Consider the following 20,584-nt stretch of genomic DNA (forward strand, 5'->3'; position numbering starts at 1 on the left):
TTATTTTAGGATTTCTTTAAAAGGCTTAGATTTATTATGAGCTTCAATTAATAAAATTTTACAAGTGTCATCTAGATATTTTTCTAATTTTTTATTATCTATTTTTCCATTATTATATAATATATAAATTTCTTTAAGAATTAAAGTGCTAAATCTTATAACATTAATTAAATTGATTTCAGAAAGGAAAACTACCGGATTTGTTATAGGATTTTTACTTTTTATCCATGCACCACCAGTATCAATTAATAAAAAAGTACCAGATCCTATTAAAAGCATTTTATTTAATTCAGGTATGTCATCTTTTGGTATACATTCTTTCCATTCTTTTTTGTGGTAAAATTTAGCTTTTATTATATACATAAAACGAATTAGCATTTCATTAATCATAACAGGAATAGACATAGTAACTCCATGCCTAAGATCATATCCTTGTTCAAAAACTTGGGTTGCAATTTGTGCTAGTGTTTGTCTATGTTGTCCAAAATTTCCAAAATCACAAAGTAAAAATAAATTATAAAAAGGCATAGGAATGCCTGCACCTCTTTCCTTTCCTCCACTAGATCCACACCAATCAGATGCTAAATGTCCAAACCAATTAAAAAATCCACAAAATATTTTAGCAATAAAATTTCCCCCTTGTAATTCAAAAGTATTTGTATCTATGGTTATGATTTTTCCGTTGCTAACAAAAGTTGAAGTATTGGTAAATTGATTTACTATAGATACAAATAACCCGAAAATATCTGGAGAGTGACCTATGCTTTTTAAATGATGATTTTTCATACTTAAATTATCTACTTTTCCATTTGTTCCATTTCTTCCGTTTGTAGTAGTTTGATCATAATTAATTTTAAATTTGTTTTCCAAAAACGCTATAGCACTTTTAGTTAAATCTTTGTTTTTGTCTAATGCTTTTTGCTTATCCCAACCACATAATTGTGCAAATTTTTGAGTCATTTTTTCTACCGTCTTATCTACCTTTTTTCCTAGATAGCTATCTTTAGGATTTCCAACTAAAAAAATGTCCATAATGCCAGCTATTGCTCCACATGTTATTGCTATTAAATAATCATACTTATCGCACTCTGCATTTCTATGGGTAAATTCATCTTCAATTCTTTTTTTAACATCTGATAAATTTGAATAAGTGATCAAAAATTTTAAAGAATCTTCATTTGAGTTTATTTTTTTTAAGTTTAAATATTTTTCAATTTCTTGACAATATGTTTCCCAATTGCTATAAGTGTTAAAAAAATTTTCCAATGAATCGATTGATTGATTTTCCTTATATTCTATATTGCTCAAATTTTGATTTTTTTCTGTGATACTATTTTGAATCTGTTCTATGGTTAAACATTGTTCTTTGATATTTTTTTCAATTTCGGATAATTTATTTTGTATTAAAAAGATTTGTTGTTTTTCGGCTAATATAGCCTTTTCTATTTTGGTGTTTTCTTGTATTTTATCCATAAAATTATCCTTATAGATTTTTTAATTTAAAAAAATTTGAAAGTTTTTCTAAATCTGACGAAGAAAGATTGTCATTGCGCTCATACTCATGAGTATTTTGATTATAGGTATAGTATTGTTCTATAAATTGAATATCATCTTCTTTTAGATGATTATTTATTGTTATCAATGAAAGCGTTTCTGGGCAATATAAAAGTTTTTCCCTTTCTTTAAAAGTTTCATTATTTTTTGAAGCCAATTTTAATAATTTTATTAATTCTTGTAAATTTTGTGTATTTGTATTACATTGCTCAATTAAATTATTGATGATATCAATAATTTGGGTAATTGTTTTTTGATTTTCTTTGAGAATTTCTTGAATAATAAAAAGACGTAATTGTTGTTTGTTTTTATTGTGATATTTTTTTGAAGAATCAATTAGTGGTAATTTTATTAATTCCCCAAATCCTAGTAACTCCATAATTGATACAGACATGCCAATTGTCATTCCTGAAAGATATAAACCGTTTAACGATATATTATTTTTTGTAGCTGTTTCGGATATAAAGTTAAAAATTTGCTGAATTTCTTTATTATCGTCTAATATTATTTGATATTCTTTTTTAATGATTTCTTTTATCCAATAGATTTCTTTAAGGTCTTTGATTTTAAAAATGTCTTTGTTTTCATACAAAAAATTATAAATTTTATTATCTTCAAAATCTATATCAATTAAGTCTTTTATTAGTGAAATTAAAATATATTTGAATTGCATAAATCTAGATTCTTGTTTTATGATGTTTAGCAAATCTTCAAAACTAGAATGTTTATTATGTAAAAAATCTTGTATTTTATACCTTGTTTCTGAAGCAACATTAATTTTATTCATTAGAGCAAAAATTTTGATTGATCTTTTTTCATCTAAAAAACCGTATTGATCTAATATTATTTTAATGATAACTTTTATATAGTTTTCTTTAATACTTTCGTTTGTTTTTTCTAAGGCTTGTGGAAACATACTTTCATTTTTAAAACTTTCTATGTTATTTTTTGAAGTTAAGATGTGTAAAAAATTTATTATAAGCTCATCATTTTCTTCTATGTAGTTTTTCTTTTTGAAATCATCAAATGAAAGATAAGATGTTCCAAGATTATGAAAAGATATGGGAAATTTGATGTCTTGAAGAGTTGTTGTTTTTTCAGGTAAGGATTTATTTGCCTCTTTGAAATCTTCATAGTTGATTTTCATTAAAACTTCATCTTCTTTTCTTTTAAAGATAACTTCTTTGCCAGTAAAACATATTCCGGTAGTTTTGCTAAAATAATTAAAGGATGTTGAGGTATCATAAAAAGCAATAATGTGTTCCGAAGATACCTTAAATATCTTCGAAATTGTTGTAATTTCTTGCTCTTGCATATTGAAAACAAGTTTTATTTTTTTTGTATTTAATGAATTTTTATCAATATTTTCTATGATAAATTGGCAAATATTTTCCATTAATGCATTTCCTTGTGTTTAGTTTTTTGTATTGTGTTTTAGTCTTAAAATTATAATTTGAAGTACTGCTGGTATAGTAAACCCTATAGGCTGGGCTAGCTAAATCCAATGCAGTCCATGTGGTCATAATTGTCCAACCTACCGGACCAGAAAAAAGACTTAAAGCTCTTGTAAGTGTTGCATTTGCCGCAAGAGATAAACCTCTTCCTAGTAAAACTTTCATAACTTGATTTGCAACTATTACTGCAATTTGATAGCTTTTAAATCCACCTATTTTAATGAGAGATTGCAATCCCATTACAACTGTTTGTTTATTAATATTAGAAATGCCAAGTTCGAAAATATTTACAAGTTCTCTTAATGTATTTTCATCTTGAGAATTTTTTAACTCTTCTTCTATTAATTTGCATAAAAGTGATGTTTCTATGGAGTTTGTACTTTCATTTTCATCAAATTTTACATCAAATTTTTTTACAACATCGCGTAGAATTTCATTATAAAACTCCACCACCTCGAAATATATTAAGAATACTATTTCCTCCAAATTTTTGAAATTCTTCTAAAATGAGTTCGATATATTCTTTATGATCTGGATAATGTTTTTTATAAAGATCATTATTGGTTAACTCTTCAGTAAAACGAACTTTCCCGTCTTTATCATGGGTTAAAATTTTTACAAGCTCATCGAGTTCTGGACTGCTTAATTCTTTTAAGAATTCTAAATCTTTATCATATCTGTAGGCCATATTTTCTCCTTGTTTTTAAAATTTTTAACTTTGTATTTTATCAAATCCCCCCCCCAGTCAAGGGGGAAGTGAAATTTTTAAGTTTTACGCCATAGCACTAGCGCTAAAATTGTGATTAAATATATAGCACAAAATATTATATTATAAGGATAAGGTTGCATAGAAAGAAAAATAAGTATCGCTATGCCAACAAAAACCATAAACGCTATAAAATACAAACCACACATCAACACTATGGTAACAAAGCCAGCTATAAGGCTTAAAATTCTAAGTATTATTCCCATTGTTTATCCCACATAGGAGAACTCCACACAGAAGGAAAAATATACTGAGGAAAAGTTTGAAATTTTGTTTGCAGATAAAATCTCTGTATTTTTCTCTCCATACTTTCACTTATCATTTTTACAACCGCTAAGTCATTTTTTTCGCTTTGTGTTTCCAAAAAAGCACTCAAGCATTTAAATTTTTTAGCATAGTCGATCACTTTTATCATTTGATCTTTATAAGACGACAAAAGAAATTCTGTTTTGTGATTATTTTTAGAGGTAAAATTTTGCTCAAATTCTAAAAATTCCTTAGAATTAAAATATTTTGAAAAGCCGCTATAACACTCCATGCATTCACAAAGAAATTCTTGAATTTGATTTTTCTTTTGTTCGACTTCAAGCTCTCTTTTGAGTTTATATTCTTCGGTGTTGATTACATCCTTACAGCTTGGAACAATAGCATGTGTATCAAATTTTCTTTCTGGCTTGGATAATTTTTCGTATAATTTTTTTATGCCATATCCTGTAGCTGTAAGAGCTATACTACCAAATGCGATTTGTTTTAACATTTTCTCTCCTTGTTTTAAAATAACAAAGAAAGTATAAAACACCCTTGCGACAGGTTGTGTCGTAAAAAATAACTTTAAAATATTAAAAACTTATTTTATTAAAGCTAGCCTGTAAATTCAGTAGTTTCATAGCCTATAGGTTTATCTACAAAACAAGATTTTTCTTTTAAAAATACAACTTCTATAGTTCCAACAGGTCCATTTCTATTTTTTCCAACAATAATTTCAGCATTTTCTTGCATAGGATTTGGTATAAAAAGCCTTTGATAAGCTTTGCCTTCAGCTTTAGCTTTATTCTCTCTTTCTTTTTCTTCTTGTTCTCTATAAACCTCATCGCGATATACAAACAAAATAGCATCCGCATCTTGCTCTATAGCTCCACTTTCTCGCAAATCACTCATCAAAGGACGCTTATTTGCCCTTTGCTCTAAGCCACGATTAAGTTGTGAAAGTGCGATAATAGGCATATCAAGCTCCCTAGCCAAAAGCTTAAGTCCTCTTGAAATTTCACTAACTTGCAAATGTCTATCATTAAAATTTGAATTACTCATCATAAGCCCTATATAGTCAATCACACAAAGTCCTATACTTTCATCTTGAGATTTTAAACGCCTTAAAATAGCCCTTACATCAGCAATAGTTGCATAACCACTATCGTAAATATATAATTTCTTTTGACTATAATCATTACAAGCATCTCCTAAACGCTCCCATTCATCATCATTTAAATCTGCAGTTAAAATTTTTTGCAAAGGAATGGAAGTTTTGGAAGATAGCATTCTTTGCATGATTTGAGTTGCAGGCATTTCAAGAGAAAACAAAGCCACGCCTTTTTTTTGTCTTAAAATCTTGTCAATGAAATTTAAACAAAGAGTTGTCTTTCCCATACCTGGGCGCGCAGCGATTATTATAAGTTCACCCCCTTTAAAACCTTTTGTCATTTTATTTAGACCTTCAAAACCTGTATCAAGCCCTATAATACCTTTATTTTCTAAAGTTTTTTGCTTTTTAAATTCTTCAAAAAGTTCTGATATTACCATATCAACATCTTTAATATCTCTAGAATTCACACGATTTGTAATGCTAAAAATTTCTTTACCAATTTCATCTGCGATTTCACTTACAGCACGATCTTCATTGATACGAGTTGGCAAAAGATGTGCAAAACTCAAGAGTTGTCTTTTTACGGACTTTTCGTGAAGTTCATTTACATAAGCAGGCAAATCTATCATAGAAGGAGTGGCAAGAATTTCTGCTAAAATTTGCTCATCTATTTTTTTATGTTTTCTTAAAAAACTTACAGAAATGGGCTCTTTGTTATTACTACAAGCTACAACCGCTTTAAAAATATCTTGGTGAGCTTTAAGACTAAAATCTTTTGGGCTAATATCACCTGCTATACTAGCATAAGCTTCTTCACTCATGATACAACTGCTTAAAATAGCTCGTTCTAAATCCAAGTCATAATACTCTTGCTGCACTAAATTTCCTTATAAGTATAAATTAATTCTAAAAATTCTATCTAAAAAAACTTAAATTATAAAACTTAATTTTTTTATAAATATTTAAAGTAATATTAGTTACAATTATAAATGTAATTTAATTACAAACAACAAACATTTCAAGGAGAACATTTGAAAAAATATTTATTTTCCTGTGTTTTAGCCTCCATTTTAACCCAATCAGCTACGGCTGTAGAATTTCAAGAAGGTTTTAGTGGAAATTTAAGCATAGGTGTGGGTGCAAGGGATATTAAAAGTAATATTTCAACCTTGGCAAACAGCGATTATCTAAGCAGTTACAATGCTGATAATTCAAACTCCTCTTTCATTCCTTTTATCGGTGTAGAACTTTACTATGGTAATCTTATAGATAATGATAGAATTTTTATTAAAAACTACAATGGAAGAGATATCAGCGGTATAGCTTTAGGCTACGAAAGAGCTTATTTAGAGCGTTTTAGCACTTCTTTTTCTGTGATTTCCTCTTTAAGAGAAAAAGCTTATGCAAATCCTTATGCAACAGGAAATAGAGAAGAAACTGATGTTGATAGATATGGTTTTAAAATCTCTCAACTTTATGAAAGTGATTTTGGGAAATTTACCACTTCATATTTATTTAGCAAAAACAAATATGATAAAGACACTATCGCACAAAGCTCTTTAAAAAGGGAGGGGTATTATCACGAATTTGAATTAAACTATAATTATAGCTTATTAAACCTAGGGTTAAATTATGATTACAATGATGCAGACGGAAAAGCTCAAAGCTATTCAAGATATGGTTTTAGCATAGGGACAAATTTGGCTTTTGCTAATGATTACATCTTCACTCCAAATTTAAATCTTAGTAAATATGAAGCAGCAGGAACTGATCCTATCTTCCACAAAAAACAAGATGGTAATATAGTTAAGCTTAATCTAAAAGTTGTTAAAAATCAATTTTTGGGTTATAACGGACTTTATGGTTTTGCAAATTATGGCATAGAAAAAAGAAATAGCGATATAGGATTTTATGATGAAACCTATCAAATTATCCTAACTGGTATAGGATATAAATTCTAAAAAATTATAAAAAAAGCTCCTTTGATAAAATTTAAAAAAGATCTATCTCCTATAAAGATAGATCTTTAAAAATTCTTTTAAGAAAAATACAAGCTAAAATCAAAACACAAAATTCAGCAAAAAATGGACTTAGCCATACTCCATTTAAACCTATAAAATAAGATAAAAGCAAAAGAAAAAACAAAGGTATAAATAAATTTTGCGCCAAACTTAAAACCAAAGAAAAGCTTGCCTTATTAAAAGCTGTCAAAAAAGAACCACTTAGAACATTAAACCATGCAAAAAAATAATTAAAAGCAAAAAGCATCAAAGCTGTATAAGCAAAAGTTTTAAATTCTTGATTGTTTTCTTTTGTAAAAAGCGTGATTAAATTTTCTCCAAATATCAATATAAGCACTATAGAGAATAAAGATAAAAATCCCCCTGCAAAAAATACCACTTTTACAATAGCTTTGATTCTTGAAAAATCTTTTTTAGCATAGTTGTAACTAAGCACAGGCTGCATTGCATCACCCATAGCAATAATAAGCATTATAATAAAACTATCAATATATAAAACTATAGAAAAGGCTGCCACGGCTTGAGTATCAGAAATTTTTAATAAAACAAAATTTGCAAAAATACTATATAAAGATCCTGAAATATTGCCAAAAAACTCACTGCTTCCGTTATAAAGAATATTTTTAAAAATTTTTAAATTCATGTATAGGCTTGAAATTTTAAGCTCTAAATTTTGAAACAAGAAAGGAAAAATTCCAAAAATACCACCTAAAACAAGTCCCAAACAAGTTGCAAGAGCAGCTGAAAATAAGCCCCAACCCAACTCGACTATAAAAATATAATCAAGCACTATATTGCTTAATGCTATAATTACATTCATTACCATACTATAAGCAGTTTTTCCGCAAATTCTTAAATAATTATCCAAAGCAAAAGAAAGCATAGTAAAGGGTGCAAACAAAGCAAAAACAAACATACATTCTTTAGCCATCGTTTTAATCTCATCGCTAACATTTAAACAATCAATCAAAACAGGTCCTAAAAAATACTCTAAAATTCCAATAAAACAAGAGATTATAAAAATAATCAACATACTTGAGCTAAATATCTTTCTAGCTAAATTCTTCTTGCCTAAACCTAAATGCATAGAAATTTGCACTGCTGATCCTATGGCTATCATATCAGCCAAAGCAAAAGACATCATGATAAAGGGAATAATCAAGGCTAGTGCCGCTAAAGCATCACTTCCTAGATATTTTCCAACAAAAATTCCATCAACTATATAATAAAAAGAAATAAAAGCCATGCTTATAACATTTGGCACGGCACATTTTACAAAAAGCCTAAAAGGGCTTAAGGTGCTAAAAATACTTGACATAATAATCCTTAAAATATTTAAAATTAAAAATATTTTAAACCGCTAATAAAATGCCAAAAGTCCTAGTATGTAAGAATTTAAATAAAGTAATTTCGCAATAAGTTTATTAATATTTATTTTATTTTGCATATGAATTTTCTAGATTAAACTAAAATAAAAATTTAGCCCAAAGGCTAAATTTTAAAGCACAGAAAGAATTTTCACAGCGTCATTTAACCCTGTAACTATACTTGCTCCATTTTTAGTAGCAATATCTCCTGCTACAAAGATGCCTTTAACATTGCTTTGTTTGTTTTCATCCATTAAAGGCACGCCTTTATCATCAACATTAATCCCACATTTTTGTAAAAAATCAAGTGGAGTAGAACCACCAATAGCATAAATGATTCTATCATAAATATCGCTTGTACCATCGGTAAAATTTACTTTAGCTTTGCCATTATCATCTTCTACTTCATTAATGTCAATTCCTAATTTTAACTCTACCTTACCCGAATTTCCAGCTTCGTGAATATCTTTAAGATTTATATCATTTAATCTTGTAAATTCTTTTTTACGATAACAAAGGCTAACTTGATTTGAATTTGCCAAATCCACAGCGTATTCTGCTGCTGAATTTCCGCCACCTACAACAAGAATTTTTTCATTTCCCAAAACTGAATTGGCATTAAAATTAATGATTTTTGTTAAAGTCATAGGAAGTTTGTAATCAGGTTTATTAGGTTTACCCATTCTACCTATAGCAACAATAATGTTTTTACACTCATAAACACCTTTAGCTGTACTTACTAAAAAAACTCCATTTTCATTTTTAACGCTCTCAACTTCAGAACCAAATTCAACTTCTATATTGTGCTCTTTTAAAGCGTTTTGAAAAGTTTCTATAGTGCTTTCTTTGGTGCCATCTTCAAAAGGAACATGTCCGTGATTGGTTCCTTCGCATCCCTTATAAGCTTTATCTACTCTTTTGCCATCCTTATAAAATTGCATTAAAGTTTGACAAATGTTATTTGATTTTTCTAGTATCAAAACTTCTTTGTTTTTAAGCTTGGCTTCAACTGCACAGCCTATCCCTGTTGGACCTGCACCTACTACAATTAAATCTATTTTTTTCATTTATATTTACCTTTCAATTCTAAATTTTTTTGTATAATTTATCAAGTTTTTTGTAAATAAAGGATTAAAAATGCGAAATTTGCTTGAAAATATTAAGAAAAATTCTCAAAAACTACTTAACTTAACGCCCAAAGATAAAGAAAAAATTATTCTAAAATTAGCTCAAATTTTAAGAGAAAATTTCAAAATTATCCTAGAAGCAAATAAAAAAGATATGGCAAATTTCACAAAAAGCGGAGCAATGAAAGATAGGCTTTTGTTAGATGAAAAACGTATTTTAGCTCTTTGCGAAGGCCTAGAAAAAATCACTTACATCGAAGATCCTATAGGCAAAATTTCTAAAGGCTGGAAAAATTATGCGGGTTTAAACATACAAAAAATAAGCATTCCTTTAGGACTCATTTGTGTTATTTACGAAGCAAGGCCTAGTCTTAGCGCTGAAATCGCAGCTTTAATGATAAAAAGTTCCAATGCTTGTGTATTTAAAGGCGGAAGTGAAGCAAAATTTACAAATGAGGCTATATTTACTCTTGTTAATAAAGTACTTAAGGAATTTGATTTGCAAGATTGTTTTGCTATGTTTACCCAAAGAGATGAAATCTTGCAAATTCTAGCCTTTGATGATTTAATCGATGTGATCATACCTCGCGGAAGTTCAAATATGATACAAGAAATTGCAAACAATACCAAAATTCCTCTCATTAAGCAAAATAAAGGCTTGTGTCATGCTTTTGTAGATCAAAGTGCTAACTTAGATATGGCTTTAAAAATAATCCTTAATGCAAAGTGTCAAAGAGTAAGTGTTTGTAACGCTTTAGAAACGCTTTTAATCCATGAAAAAATTGCTAAAAATTTTATAAGTCTTTTAATACCTGAATTTGAAAAATTTAAGGTAAAAATTCACGCCCATGAAAATGCTTTGGCTTATTTTAACAACTCAAATTTAGAAATTTTTAAAGCAAATGAAAATACCTTTGATACAGAATGGCTTGATTTTGCTTTAAGTGTAAAATTAGTAAAAGATTGCGATGAAGCTATAGAGCATATCAATAAACACAGCTCCTTGCATTCTGAAACCATTATCTCAAATGATGCTTCAAATATCGCTAAATTTCAACGCCTTATAAACTCATCTTGTATTTATGCTAATGCTTCAACGCGTTTTAGCGATGGAGGAGAATTTGGCTTTGGTGGAGAAGTTGGAATTTCAACCAGCAAATTGCATGCAAGAGGTCCTATGGGGATTGAAGATATTTGCACTTATAAATATATAATCAATGGGGAAGGACAAATTCGAGAGTGAATAAAATAGAAATACTAAAGCAACACTTTAAAGAAATTGCTAAATTAAATTCAAGCGAACAAGTTTGGCAAATGCCTTTTTTTGCGGCTTTAGGCGTAGGTATAGTTTTAGGGCTTAGTGTATTTTTTGGAAAATTAAACTATGGACTCATTGCCATGATAGGAGCTTTGTCTTTTTTATATGTTCCAAACACTCCTTTATATCATAGAATGGCTGTTGTGATGTGCTGTTCTTTTGGCATAGTTTCTAGTTTTTTCTTAGGAATTTTAACTCATTTTTTGCCTGCAATTTTTGCCTTCATCCCCATAGGAATTATGGCCATGGGAAGTTCTATTTTAATTAGATACTATAACATTGGTGCACCTGGATATTTTTTCTTTGTATTTTCTTGTGTTTTAGGAGCCTATTCTCCTTTTGAAGCTAAGGATTTTATCTTTTTAGTAGGTCTTGTTTTTCTTGGAGCAATGGTAGCTAATTTAATGGCTTTGTTATATTCTATCGTTGTGATTTATGGATTTAAAAATGCTTTACCTAGCGAAATTCCACCTAGAGAATACATAGGTTTTGATGCAGTTTTTGTGGATTCTTTGATCATGGGTTCTTTTGTGGCTTTTTCTATATTTATAGGAACTTTTTTAGAACTTGAAAGAAGTTATTGGATAGCCATTTCTTGCACAGCTATTATGCAAGGTGTAACTTTAAATTCTATATGGATTAAACAAATTCAGCGCATCATAGGAACGGCCTTAGGAGTATGTTTTGCATGGTGGCTTTTATCTAAACAATTTCACGATATAGAGCTTATTTTACTTATGATGTCTTTGTTTTTTATAGGACAATTTTTAGTCAATCGAAACTATGCTTTAGCTATGATTTTCTTTACTCCTTATGCTACTTATCTTTCGGAAGCAGCTAATTTTATGAGTGAAAATGCAGATAAATTAATACTCGCTCGTTTAATTGATGTTGTAATAGGAAGCATTTTAGGGCTTTTAGGTGGTTTTGTAATTTACAAACCTTATCTAAGAGTACATTTTGAACGCATTGCAAAATACATCTTTAGGATAAAACAAAAAGCTTAAAAGCCAAATAAAGCACAAGCATTATCCCCTAAAATTTGCTCTTGTTCTTTTTTAGATACGACAACTTCATTAAAAGCTACTAGAGCCGATGAAAAATTAACATTTGATTCAAAATTTGTATGTGGCCAATCGCTTCCAAAAACAAAATTGCTAAGTGGAAAATGTTCTTTTAAAATTTCATATATTTTCTTTGCAAATTTTACAGCTTGTTCATTATTAGCATAGTCTATTTTTGCTCTATAAAAACCGCTAATTTTAAAAAATATTCTAGAGTTTTTTAAGCAAATTAAATCCTCTAAATTTGTTAAGTTTGCATTAGCTCTTGCTAAATGATCGATAACAATATTACAACCATAAGGAATTAAATTTTCAACAATATCAACAAGATTATTATCTAAATCTCTTTGAATTTCTATTTGCATTTTAAGCTTACTTAAATTTTCAAAAAATTGAGTCCAAACCATACTTTTAAAATTTGGTAATTCTTTGCCAATTAAATTTAATCTAACTCCACAAGCTTTTCTTTCTTTTAGTTTTTTAAGCTCATCAAATTTAATATTTTCATCAACCACAACTATAGCTTTTATATTTTCATCTTTTTCTATACTCTGAAGCAAAAATTCATTATCAATACCTAAAAAACTTGGCTGAACTAAAACCCCTTTATTAAAATCATAATGATCTAAATTTGCTTTATAATCTTTAAAACTAGCGTCATAATCAGGCTTATATCTTGCATTTGCAACCGTATTTAACTTTTTCAAAAATATATGTGCGTGAGTATCAATCTTCATTAAATTATCCTTATAAAATAAAACTCATTATAATAGTAGCTAAAATCGCCGCTATAAATCCTATAGGCACAGCTTTAATAAGTAAATCTTTAAATAATTTTTCCTTATATTTATCAGGGCAAGATCCTAAAATTAGACTTCCTCCAGAAGAAAAAGGAGAAATAGCAGAAGCTTGAGCCCCTACAACAATACAAGAAAAAAGCAATGCCTCGCTTAATCCACTACTTGCAGCAATGCTTGGAACTATAGGAAAAAGCGCTGGAGTAACCACACCCAAAGTACTTGAAAAAAGCGACATAAAAGCTGCAATAGCACACATTATTAACGGAATAAAAATCACATTGATCTCATTTTCTACAAGATCTGAAAATAATTTTATAGCCCCTGCTTCAACCGCTATGCTAATTAACATCCCTACTCCACAAATCATTATCAAGGTTCCCCAAGGAATTAAAGCAACAACTTGTTTCTCATCGGCCAATTTTAAAAATAAAGCAATGGCAACAAAAATCATGGCTATCATAGCTATATCTATTTTTTTATTAAAATAACTAATTGTCTCATTATGTGGAAAAATAATATTTAGCACAGGAAAGATTAAAACAACAACAATCATCATAAACATAAGAATTAAAGTAGTTTTTTGTTTATAATCAAATGAATCAGGTTTTGAAATAACACTGATTTTTATATTATTTTTAAAAGCATTAAACACAAAAAAAGATAATACCACAATAGGCAAAATTATAGTAAAAGCAAAAATAATACTAGAATTTACAAAAGCTTCATTTGCTTCAATGCCTGAATTTTCCATCAATCCTCGAAAAATAATCCCACTTTGAGAAGTCATAAAATTTGCTCCTCCCAAAGCACCATAGTTTATAGCCATAGCTCCAGCAATTTTGCTTAAACCGATTTTATCGCAAAGTAAAAAAGTAAGTGGTGCCATAAAAGCTAAAACTGTATAAAAACCTGCTCCTAAAGCAGCTATAATAGCACTAACCACAAAAACAACAAAAGGAAGCAAATAAGGATGATTAGCAAAACGATACATCAAATGTCCAGCTAATTTTTCAAGAGTTCCATTTACGGTTGCAAAATTATAAAACAATGAAACAGCAAAAATAACAAAAAATATAGAAATAGGCCAAAAAGCTATGATTTTTTTAGGAGCTAAATCCATAAAAAAAGCTCCTATAATATAAGCAAAAATCATAGCAAAAATTCCAACATTATGTCTAGTAATATAGCCCAAAATAATAGCCACTATAATACTAGAGATGATTAAAAAAACCATTATCATCCTTTAAAATATTATAGGGCTTATAATATCAAAAAATATATTTTTCAAAGCATAAAAACAAAATCTAAATTTAAAAAATATCTATTTAGTAACAAATTTACTCATCTTATGAAATTTTTTATAAAATATCCACATCCATAGCAAGCAAAGCAAAGCTTCCTAGCCAATGCGACCCAAGATAATCATCTTCTATATGAGCTATGGCTTTATCAAAATGCTCTGTAGCATTATTTCTTAAAAGAATTTTTAAATTTTCATCGCAAAAATTTGAAAGTATTTTAAAACACCAAGCACGACTTAAATTTAGCCCATCTAGATGTGCTATTTTACCATCGCTCCTATCACTCACACTCACAGGGGTAAATAAAGTTGCAGGCTCTTTTGCTTCTAAATTTGGCAAATATGCTTTAAAAAATTTTACAAAATCATTTTTATGTAAAACAGCACTTAAAAGCACCGCTTCCATCAAAACAGGAGATAAAAACTCATCTCCACAAGGCTCTAAAGCTTGCATATTTTTATCATTTAAAAACCACTTTTTAGCACTTTGGATGATGCAATACTCCAATTCTTGATCTTTTTTAAATCTTGCATATTCTAAAGCAAAATACAAAGCAAAAGAGCTATTAAAATGGGTTCCAACTCGTATAGGATAATCCATCTTAGGTAAAAACTCCTTAAATTCTTTAACAAAGAAATCAGCTATGCCTTCTAAATTCTTAGCCCAAATTTCAGCTTTGTCATTTTCTTTAGCAAGTAAATTTATCTCCAAAGTCAGTTTTAAAAACCATCCCCATCCATAAGGTCTTTCAAAACCTTTGTGTGCAGGGTTTTGAAGATATTTAAGCTCTCCTTCTGCTTTTTCTTTGCTAAATTGAGAATCTAGAGCTTTGATGATTTCATCCTTTGGAGCAAAATGAGAAAAATCTTTTAAAATTTTCACCAAAAGCCAGTGAGAATGCACGCTAGAATGCCAATCATAAGAACCATAAAATATAGGATACATAAGTTTTGGTGGTTTAATATCATTGATATCATTAAAAGAATGTGTAATTTTATTTGGCAATTCTCTAAAAATATTTTCTAGTGCAATAAAGCTAAATTGTTTTATAAATTTTTCCATTGTTTCTCCTTAAAATCTAAAAGCTAAAAAATACATTAAAAAGATATTAGCCACAAGCAAAACAAGTCCTGACATAAACTGGGCTTTAATTACGCCATTTTTATCATCCAAATTTAAAAGTGCTGCAGGAACTATATTAAAATTTGCAGCCATAGGCGTCATTAAAGTTCCGCAAAATCCACTAAGCATTCCAATCGCACCTATAATAGCAGGATTTGCATGCATTTGTATGATTAAAATCGGCAAAGCAATAGCAGCAGTAATCACAGGAAAAGCTGCAAAAGCATTGCCCATTACTATAGTAAAAAGCGCCATAGCGATACAATACACAGCTACTGCAATAAAAGCATTATCTAAACTAATATAACTAGATAAAAGTTTAGATACTTGATCGCCCATTCCTGTAGAAACAAAAACTACCCCAAGTGTAGCCAAAATTTGCGGTAAAAGCGCTGCCCAACTAATGTGATCCATAGTATGTGCTGCATCTTTAACAGCTCTTTTAGGAGAAGCCTTAAACATAAAACAAGCAACTACTGAAGAAATAATTATACCTATAATCAAAGCCATCAATGTAGCATTTTTATTTTCAAAAAAACTCAAATAGGGAAATAAAAAAGTCCCAATAAGTGTAATCAAAGGAACCATTAAAGCAGGGATAAAAAGTTTATTTTTATAAATATTTGCATGTTTTATCTCGTATTCTTTTTCTTCTTTGCTAACTTCAATCTTTGCTGGTTTTAATAAATTAAATCCTGCTATAAGTGCTAGTAAAATCACTATACAACCCATCACAAAATGAGGCAAAACTCCTGCTAGTAAAAAAGTAAAACTATAACTTATCCAGAATACCCCGCCGCTTATTCTTGATTTTATATCTTTAGCTTGATTAGAAAAACTTAAAATTCCAAAAACTAAAAATAAAATTCCTACAATATAATAAAGCAAATCAAGACTTATCATCACTCAACCCTTTATAAGTTTTTTCTAATCTTTTATCAAATAAATAAAGTCTAGAACAATGGATAATTAAAGCCAAAATTCCAGTTGGTATAGCCCAAACTGATAAATGCAATGGCTCAACAATAATACCATTGCTCTCATAAAAAGCTTTAATAAATAAAATAGAATGCACGGCTATAAAAATATCCTCTCCAAAAAATACAGCAACATTATCCGTTCCCGCAGAAAAAGCTTTGATTTTTTGACTATCTTTATGTGTTAAGTTTTTAAATTTAAGCTTAGCTGCAGCTTCTGCCATAGGGGCTATTAAAGGTCTTATCATCTGTGCATGTCCGCCTAAAGATAAAAGCCCTAAAGCTGCAGTAACTTGTCTAAAAACAAAATAACACATTAAAATTCGTCCTGTACTGGCAACTTTTATTTTGGATATTAAATTTTTAGCCTGCTCTCTTAAGCCTTTGCGTTCCAAAACAGCAAGTAAAGGTAAAATAAGCCAAATTATAGCAACATAGCGATTATCTACAAAAGATTTTCCTATATCACTAACAACCTTAACAAAATCAAAACCTGAAACAAGTCCAGCATAAATTCCAACTGAAGTTACCACTAAAAAGGGGTTAATCTTTAAAGCAAAACCTAAAACAATCAAAGGTATAGAAGCAAGAAGTAACCATTCCATCAACCATCTCCACAATATGAATTAGAAATATTATAGAAATTTTAAATTGAAGAAAAGTTTAAAAAAATATTTTTAAGAATGGAATGAGAAATTAAGTAACAAAATAAATTTTATATAAATTTAAAAAAGCCTTGGAATAGTCCAAAAGCTTTTTTTGTATTATTTGTTCGCTCTTTCTATATACTCACCACGCACGGTATCAACGCGTATAACTTCACCTTCTAACACATGAAAAGGAATTTGCACTACTGCGCCTGTTTCCAATGTAGCCGGTTTTTTATTTGATCCTTGAGTATCACCCTTAAAATTTGGAGCTGTTTCGATGATTTTGAGTTCAACAACTTGTGGAACTTCTACGCCGATAGCTTTACCATTATGGAAAAGCACGTCTACCATCATACCATCAATCATCCATTTTTTTGCTTCACCCACATCTTCATCACTAATTGCTACTTGCTCATAAGTTTGCGTATCCATAAATTGACAATTTTCACCATCATCATAAAGATACTGCATAGTCTTATCTTCTAAATTTGGAGCTTCACATTTATCCCCTGCATGGAAAGTTTTTTCAAGTACCTTACCATCGATAAAAGATTTGATTTTAATACGCACAAAAGCAGGACCTTTACCTGGTTTTACATGCTGATACTCAACTATTTTAAAAGGAATTCCATCAATTTCTACTTTAAGTCCTTTTTTTAAATCACCCATTGAATAAGATGCCATAAATTTCCTTTAGTAAAAAAAATAAAAGGTAATTCTATCAAATTTTAATTGATATCACAATAAAACTGCTTTATTTGATAAAAAAATAAGCAAAATTACGTTAAAATCTAAACTTAAAGCATAGTAAATGCTCGCTTCTTTTTTAGAAGAGGAAAGTCCGAGCTGCTAAAGACAAACATTCCATCTAACAGATGGCTAGGGCAACCTAAGGGATAGTGCAACAGAAAGAAAACTACCACATTAAAGTGGAAAAGGTGAAACGGCGGAGTAAAAGCCCACCAGCGATTTTGGTAACAATTTCGGCTATGTAAACCCAATGTGCAGCAAGAAGGGATGGTTAGTGTCTTTGTTTTAACCCTTCGCTTGATTTTGTTTGCAAAAACAAAACTAGATAAATGAGCATTCTTGACAGAACTCGGCTTATCGCTATGCTTTTTAAGATCTAACATAGGTCAAAGCTTTTTGAAATTTTTGAATTTCAAAAGCTTTAGTTTTTTTCTTCTGATCAATCAATACAATAGCTTCTTGCAAAAGAGCTTGAAGTTGATAAAATATATCTTTTACGTTTTCTTTTAACATTTCTTCTGAAGGTTGGCTTTTTACTAAATTTTTAACAAAATTTTTCACATCAAGTTCATCAAGCAAAATTTCAAGCTTATCAACATCTTCTTGAATTAATGCAAGTTTAAAATTATTGAGCCATTGTTTCATTACTATGCACTTCTCTCCAAGCTTCTAGCAAACCTTTGGTTACATTGATCACTTCATTGATTCTTTCTTCATTATTTTCTAAATTTGCTAAAGATAAAAGCTGGATTTCTCTTGTATAAAGCCCACTTAAATAATGTGCCACATCTCCACCTTTTTCATAATCTAAAGTATTTATAAGCTCTATAAAAATGGCTGTGGTTCTTTTTACAAAATACACTCTTTGCTCTATATCTTCATTTCTTATAGCTACTTTAGCTCTTGAACAAAAACGCAAAATCCCCTCATAAAGCATTTCAATAAGCTTTTGCGGAGATTCTATCCCCGCTTGGTTTTGAGAATAAGCATTATAAGCTAAACTATTTTGCATCTTTTTATCCTTAATTATTAGAATTATTTGCTGCATTAATCATATTAGTTATAGTTGAGAGCTGCTGATTAAGCTTATTTAAGATACTTTCATACTGCAACCATTGATTTGCCATTGTATCATATCTTGTATCAATCATAGCCTGAGTTGAGTCTTTAGAGGTATTTAATGATTTAATATCATTTGTCAAACTCTCATCATATTTTGTAATTGAACCATCTTTTCCAGTCATCTCTTGCAACGTGGCTTTTAATTTTGAAAAAATACCTTTACCTTCTATAGGTTTAGAGGTTATATTTACATCAGACAAACCTAATTCCTTAAGAATGGTAGCATTTCCTTTGATGGAAAAATCCGAACTACCATCTCCACTAAAATTCAACTTAAACCCTTTAACACCGTTTTGATCATAGGATTCAACCTTAACTTTTAAACCTTCAATACCTTTGCTGTTTATATGATTAGCTAAATTTTGAAGCAATTCTTCCTCTGTTTTTCCTGTTAATTTAAAATTAGTACCATCAGAATTTTTAGATAAATCATATGTTTGATTATTAAAAACTATAGTAAAATCTCCTGGTTTAAAATCTAAACCTTTATTGCCAGTGCCACTAGAATCAAGATATTGATTCAAACTTCCCTGCTTAATTACTTCTCCTGTGTGATTAATGTCTTCGTATTTAGTAATATTTGAAAAAAAACTTTCAGTAGAGTCTGGATCTTCTTTAACTTTTTGTTCAAATTTAGAAGAATCAAAACTCAAAGTGCCTGCATCATTTAAACTTAAGCCAAAATCCTGCATAGAAAGCATAACCTTAGTGTTCACTTTATTACCATTTGCATCTTCAGTAGTTCCATCAACAACTTGAGAATCAAACAAATCAGCAAGAATGCTTGAGCGTATTGAATTTACTTCACTGATGCCTTGTAAAGTTCCTTTTGTTCCAGTTTCACTATTATAGTCAGTTGCAGCATTAAGATTGGTTACTAAATCATTATAAGCATCCACCAAATCTTGCATGGCTTTTGTCACACCTTCAAAATCTTGCTGTACATCAAAATTAATTTCACCTGTTTTATTTAAAGTTAAAGTCATTCCTACACCAAGATCGGTAACAGTGTTACTTGATCTAAACATCTTAATACCATCAAGTGTAAATTCTGCATTTTGCGCAGTTTGGATATGCAAAGAAGCATCCTTAATACCATAACCTTTTTTATCCTTAGCTGGATCAATAGAACTCGTTGTATCTAATTCCCATCCAAGATTTTTGAATATTGTTTCTGCCTCTGAATCACTTGTATACTTACCATTCGAATCTTTTTTTCCCGCATAGAAACTTATCGCACTGTCTTCGCCTGTTTCTTTACTGGTTAAAGTTAAGCGGTAAGGAGTGCCTTTCTCTCCTGTGTTTACAATCTTAGCAACAATCTCTCCTCCACTAGCTTCATTAATTTTATCAGCTAAATCTCTATAGGTTGTGTTTTTATCTACCGTAACAGTATATTCTTTGCCATTTGAAAAAAAAGTAAGATCGGTGGTTCCAGTTAAATTTGCATTAATAAAACCACTGTCATTTGCTAATCCTTTGCTTTGATACACATCTTTTTGTGCAAGTTGAGTAACATTGATATTCATGCTTTGTAAAGCAACACCCGAATTAACTGTAAGACTTGCTGGAGGATTATCGCTAATACTTCCTACAACTTTTCTTTTCGCAAAAACCGTAGCATCGGCTAATGATGAAACAGCCGTCTGAAAACTTAGTAATTTAGTTTTGATTTCTGTTAAATCTTTTTGTTTGGTTGTATTTTCTTCAATTTTTTTAGTATAAGGATCAATACGAGCTTTTTGCTCTGCTTCTTTTAATTTATCTATAGTATCTTGAGTTAAAACCCCAGAACCAAATCCTAAACTAGATAGACTACCAAATGCCATTT

21 protein-coding genes and 1 other RNA gene are annotated in these 20,584 nt (G+C 29.6%); 4 read left to right on the top strand and 18 right to left on the bottom strand.

All coding sequences use genetic code 11. The annotated features are described in order from the left end of the window. The 7 genes from FBF15_RS05305 to FBF15_RS05330 form a co-directional block, all read right to left on the bottom strand. Window positions 1-1,473, bottom strand: coding sequence for a hypothetical protein (locus tag FBF15_RS05305; protein ID WP_038816745.1), 1,473 nt, complete (start codon window positions 1,471-1,473; stop codon window positions 1-3). 10 nt (window positions 1,474-1,483) lie between these two features. Then, window positions 1,484-2,950, bottom strand: a complete 1,467-nt coding sequence (locus FBF15_RS05310) for a hypothetical protein (protein WP_002896194.1) — start codon at window positions 2,948-2,950, stop codon at window positions 1,484-1,486. Then, window positions 2,913-3,458, bottom strand: coding sequence for a hypothetical protein (locus tag FBF15_RS09680; protein WP_223212449.1), 546 nt, complete (start codon window positions 3,456-3,458; stop codon window positions 2,913-2,915). Before FBF15_RS09680 ends, FBF15_RS05310 begins: the two co-directional genes overlap by 38 nt. Further along, complete coding sequence (locus FBF15_RS09685) at window positions 3,445-3,696, bottom strand: DUF3944 domain-containing protein (protein WP_214283247.1); 252 nt, start codon at window positions 3,694-3,696, stop codon at window positions 3,445-3,447. Before FBF15_RS09685 ends, FBF15_RS09680 begins: the two co-directional genes overlap by 14 nt. 77 nt (window positions 3,697-3,773) lie before the next feature. Then, window positions 3,774-3,980, bottom strand: coding sequence for a hypothetical protein (locus tag FBF15_RS05320; protein WP_038816581.1), 207 nt, complete (start codon window positions 3,978-3,980; stop codon window positions 3,774-3,776). Continuing rightward, a complete protein-coding gene (locus FBF15_RS05325) occupies window positions 3,971-4,573 on the bottom strand; it encodes a hypothetical protein (protein ID WP_072233194.1) in 603 nt (200 codons plus the stop codon). The genes FBF15_RS05320 and FBF15_RS05325 overlap by 10 nt, the downstream gene beginning before the upstream one ends. A 62-nt stretch (window positions 4,574-4,635) precedes the next feature. Continuing rightward, window positions 4,636-6,012 carry a replicative DNA helicase gene (locus FBF15_RS05330; protein ID WP_038816583.1) on the bottom strand — a complete coding sequence of 459 codons (1,377 nt, stop codon included), beginning with the start codon at window positions 6,010-6,012 and terminating at the stop codon, window positions 4,636-4,638. Between the two features lie 153 nt (window positions 6,013-6,165). Here FBF15_RS05330 and FBF15_RS05335 point away from each other — a divergent pair, with 153 nt between their 5' ends. Next, window positions 6,166-7,095: a DUF2860 family protein gene (locus FBF15_RS05335; protein ID WP_039332344.1), complete on the top strand. Its 930-nt coding sequence runs from the start codon at window positions 6,166-6,168 to the stop codon at window positions 7,093-7,095. A 49-nt stretch (window positions 7,096-7,144) separates the two neighbouring features. Here FBF15_RS05335 and FBF15_RS05340 read toward each other — a convergent pair whose 3' ends face one another. Together FBF15_RS05340 and FBF15_RS05345 are read right to left on the bottom strand one after the other, a co-directional pair. Next, entirely contained in the window at window positions 7,145-8,473 is a 1,329-nt protein-coding gene (locus FBF15_RS05340) for an MATE family efflux transporter (RefSeq protein WP_038816585.1), read from the bottom strand. Window positions 8,474-8,653: 180 nt separating this feature from the next. Next, window positions 8,654-9,589 carry an NAD(P)-binding domain-containing protein gene (locus FBF15_RS05345; protein WP_002856867.1) on the bottom strand — a complete coding sequence of 312 codons (936 nt, stop codon included), beginning with the start codon at window positions 9,587-9,589 and terminating at the stop codon, window positions 8,654-8,656. Window positions 9,590-9,659: 70 nt separating this feature from the next. On the opposite strand from FBF15_RS05345, the gene FBF15_RS05350 reads away from it, so the two are divergent. Together FBF15_RS05350 and FBF15_RS05355 are read left to right on the top strand one after the other, a co-directional pair. After that, entirely contained in the window at window positions 9,660-10,892 is a 1,233-nt protein-coding gene (locus FBF15_RS05350) for a glutamate-5-semialdehyde dehydrogenase (protein WP_165434598.1), read from the top strand. Continuing rightward, window positions 10,889-11,974 carry an FUSC family protein gene (locus FBF15_RS05355; RefSeq protein WP_002859081.1) on the top strand — a complete coding sequence of 362 codons (1,086 nt, stop codon included), beginning with the start codon at window positions 10,889-10,891 and terminating at the stop codon, window positions 11,972-11,974. The genes FBF15_RS05350 and FBF15_RS05355 overlap by 4 nt, the downstream gene beginning before the upstream one ends. Here the strand turns inward: FBF15_RS05355 and FBF15_RS05360 are convergent. The 6 genes from FBF15_RS05360 to efp all read right to left on the bottom strand — a co-directional run bounded on the left by FBF15_RS05360 (window position 11,971) and on the right by efp (window position 17,565). Next, window positions 11,971-12,768 (bottom strand): amidohydrolase, encoded by a 798-nt coding sequence (locus FBF15_RS05360; RefSeq protein WP_002867687.1) that lies wholly within the window; start codon window positions 12,766-12,768, stop codon window positions 11,971-11,973. The two genes, FBF15_RS05355 and FBF15_RS05360, sit on opposite strands and share 4 nt — an antisense overlap. Window positions 12,769-12,778: 10 nt before the next feature. After that, the gene (locus tag FBF15_RS05365) at window positions 12,779-14,071 is read right to left on the bottom strand and encodes an SLC13 family permease (RefSeq protein ID WP_074485714.1); all 1,293 of its coding nucleotides are present in this window, start codon (window positions 14,069-14,071) and stop codon (window positions 12,779-12,781) included. Window positions 14,072-14,189: 118 nt separating this feature from the next. Then, a complete protein-coding gene (locus FBF15_RS05370) occupies window positions 14,190-15,194 on the bottom strand; it encodes a DUF2891 domain-containing protein (RefSeq protein WP_002872011.1) in 1,005 nt (334 codons plus the stop codon). A 9-nt stretch (window positions 15,195-15,203) separates the two neighbouring features. Further along, complete coding sequence (locus tag FBF15_RS05375; RefSeq protein ID WP_002858607.1) at window positions 15,204-16,157, bottom strand: DUF979 domain-containing protein; 954 nt, start codon at window positions 16,155-16,157, stop codon at window positions 15,204-15,206. After that, window positions 16,144-16,836, bottom strand: a complete 693-nt coding sequence (locus FBF15_RS05380) for a DUF969 domain-containing protein (RefSeq protein ID WP_002856730.1) — start codon at window positions 16,834-16,836, stop codon at window positions 16,144-16,146. Before FBF15_RS05380 ends, FBF15_RS05375 begins: the two co-directional genes overlap by 14 nt. Window positions 16,837-16,995: 159 nt before the next feature. Beyond that, the gene (gene efp, locus FBF15_RS05385; protein ID WP_038816589.1) at window positions 16,996-17,565 is read right to left on the bottom strand and encodes an elongation factor P; all 570 of its coding nucleotides are present in this window, start codon (window positions 17,563-17,565) and stop codon (window positions 16,996-16,998) included. Between the two features lie 115 nt (window positions 17,566-17,680). Here efp and rnpB point away from each other — a divergent pair. Continuing rightward, window positions 17,681-18,004: RNase P RNA component class A (rnpB, locus tag FBF15_RS05390), an RNA gene on the top strand. On the opposite strand, the gene FBF15_RS05395 is transcribed toward rnpB, so the two are convergent. The 3 genes from FBF15_RS05395 to fliD are packed head-to-tail and all read right to left on the bottom strand — an operon-like array spanning window position 18,001 to window position 20,582. Beyond that, window positions 18,001-18,276: a hypothetical protein gene (locus tag FBF15_RS05395; RefSeq protein WP_038816590.1), complete on the bottom strand. Its 276-nt coding sequence runs from the start codon at window positions 18,274-18,276 to the stop codon at window positions 18,001-18,003. The two genes, rnpB and FBF15_RS05395, sit on opposite strands and share 4 nt — an antisense overlap. Next, window positions 18,257-18,643, bottom strand: a complete 387-nt coding sequence (gene fliS, locus FBF15_RS05400) for a flagellar export chaperone FliS (protein ID WP_038816591.1) — start codon at window positions 18,641-18,643, stop codon at window positions 18,257-18,259. The genes FBF15_RS05395 and fliS overlap by 20 nt, the downstream gene beginning before the upstream one ends. Window positions 18,644-18,653: 10 nt before the next feature. After that, window positions 18,654-20,582, bottom strand: coding sequence for a flagellar filament capping protein FliD (gene fliD / locus FBF15_RS05405; protein ID WP_038816592.1), 1,929 nt, complete (start codon window positions 20,580-20,582; stop codon window positions 18,654-18,656). Window positions 20,583-20,584 lie beyond the last annotated feature (2 nt).

The sequence above is a fragment of the Campylobacter sp. CFSAN093233 genome (assembly GCF_011068165.1).
GTDB classification, from domain to species: Bacteria; Campylobacterota; Campylobacteria; order Campylobacterales; family Campylobacteraceae; genus Campylobacter_D; species Campylobacter_D jejuni.

What these genes read in the sequence shown, in the direction of transcription:
- FBF15_RS05305 (WP_038816745.1), bottom strand. Translation starts at nt 1,473, where the DNA reads ATGGATAAAATACAAGAAAACACCAAAATAGAAAAGGCTATATTAGCC.
- FBF15_RS05310 (WP_002896194.1), bottom strand. Translation starts at nt 2,950, where the DNA reads ATGGAAAATATTTGCCAATTTATCATAGAAAATATTGATAAAAATTCA.
- FBF15_RS09685 (WP_214283247.1), bottom strand. Translation starts at nt 3,696, where the DNA reads ATGGCCTACAGATATGATAAAGATTTAGAATTCTTAAAAGAATTAAGC.
- FBF15_RS05320 (WP_038816581.1), bottom strand. Translation starts at nt 3,980, where the DNA reads ATGGGAATAATACTTAGAATTTTAAGCCTTATAGCTGGCTTTGTTACC.
- FBF15_RS05340 (WP_038816585.1), bottom strand. Translation starts at nt 8,473, where the DNA reads ATGTCAAGTATTTTTAGCACCTTAAGCCCTTTTAGGCTTTTTGTAAAA.
- FBF15_RS05345 (WP_002856867.1), bottom strand. Translation starts at nt 9,589, where the DNA reads ATGAAAAAAATAGATTTAATTGTAGTAGGTGCAGGTCCAACAGGGATA.
- FBF15_RS05350 (WP_165434598.1), top strand. Translation starts at nt 9,660, where the DNA reads ATGCGAAATTTGCTTGAAAATATTAAGAAAAATTCTCAAAAACTACTT.
- FBF15_RS05360 (WP_002867687.1), bottom strand. Translation starts at nt 12,768, where the DNA reads ATGAAGATTGATACTCACGCACATATATTTTTGAAAAAGTTAAATACG.
- FBF15_RS05365 (WP_074485714.1), bottom strand. Translation starts at nt 14,071, where the DNA reads ATGATAATGGTTTTTTTAATCATCTCTAGTATTATAGTGGCTATTATT.
- FBF15_RS05370 (WP_002872011.1), bottom strand. Translation starts at nt 15,194, where the DNA reads ATGGAAAAATTTATAAAACAATTTAGCTTTATTGCACTAGAAAATATT.
- FBF15_RS05375 (WP_002858607.1), bottom strand. Translation starts at nt 16,157, where the DNA reads ATGATAAGTCTTGATTTGCTTTATTATATTGTAGGAATTTTATTTTTA.
- FBF15_RS05380 (WP_002856730.1), bottom strand. Translation starts at nt 16,836, where the DNA reads ATGGAATGGTTACTTCTTGCTTCTATACCTTTGATTGTTTTAGGTTTT.
- efp (WP_038816589.1), bottom strand. Translation starts at nt 17,565, where the DNA reads ATGGCATCTTATTCAATGGGTGATTTAAAAAAAGGACTTAAAGTAGAA.
- FBF15_RS05395 (WP_038816590.1), bottom strand. Translation starts at nt 18,276, where the DNA reads ATGAAACAATGGCTCAATAATTTTAAACTTGCATTAATTCAAGAAGAT.
- fliS (WP_038816591.1), bottom strand. Translation starts at nt 18,643, where the DNA reads ATGCAAAATAGTTTAGCTTATAATGCTTATTCTCAAAACCAAGCGGGG.
- fliD (WP_038816592.1), bottom strand. Translation starts at nt 20,582, where the DNA reads ATGGCATTTGGTAGTCTATCTAGTTTAGGATTTGGTTCTGGGGTTTTA.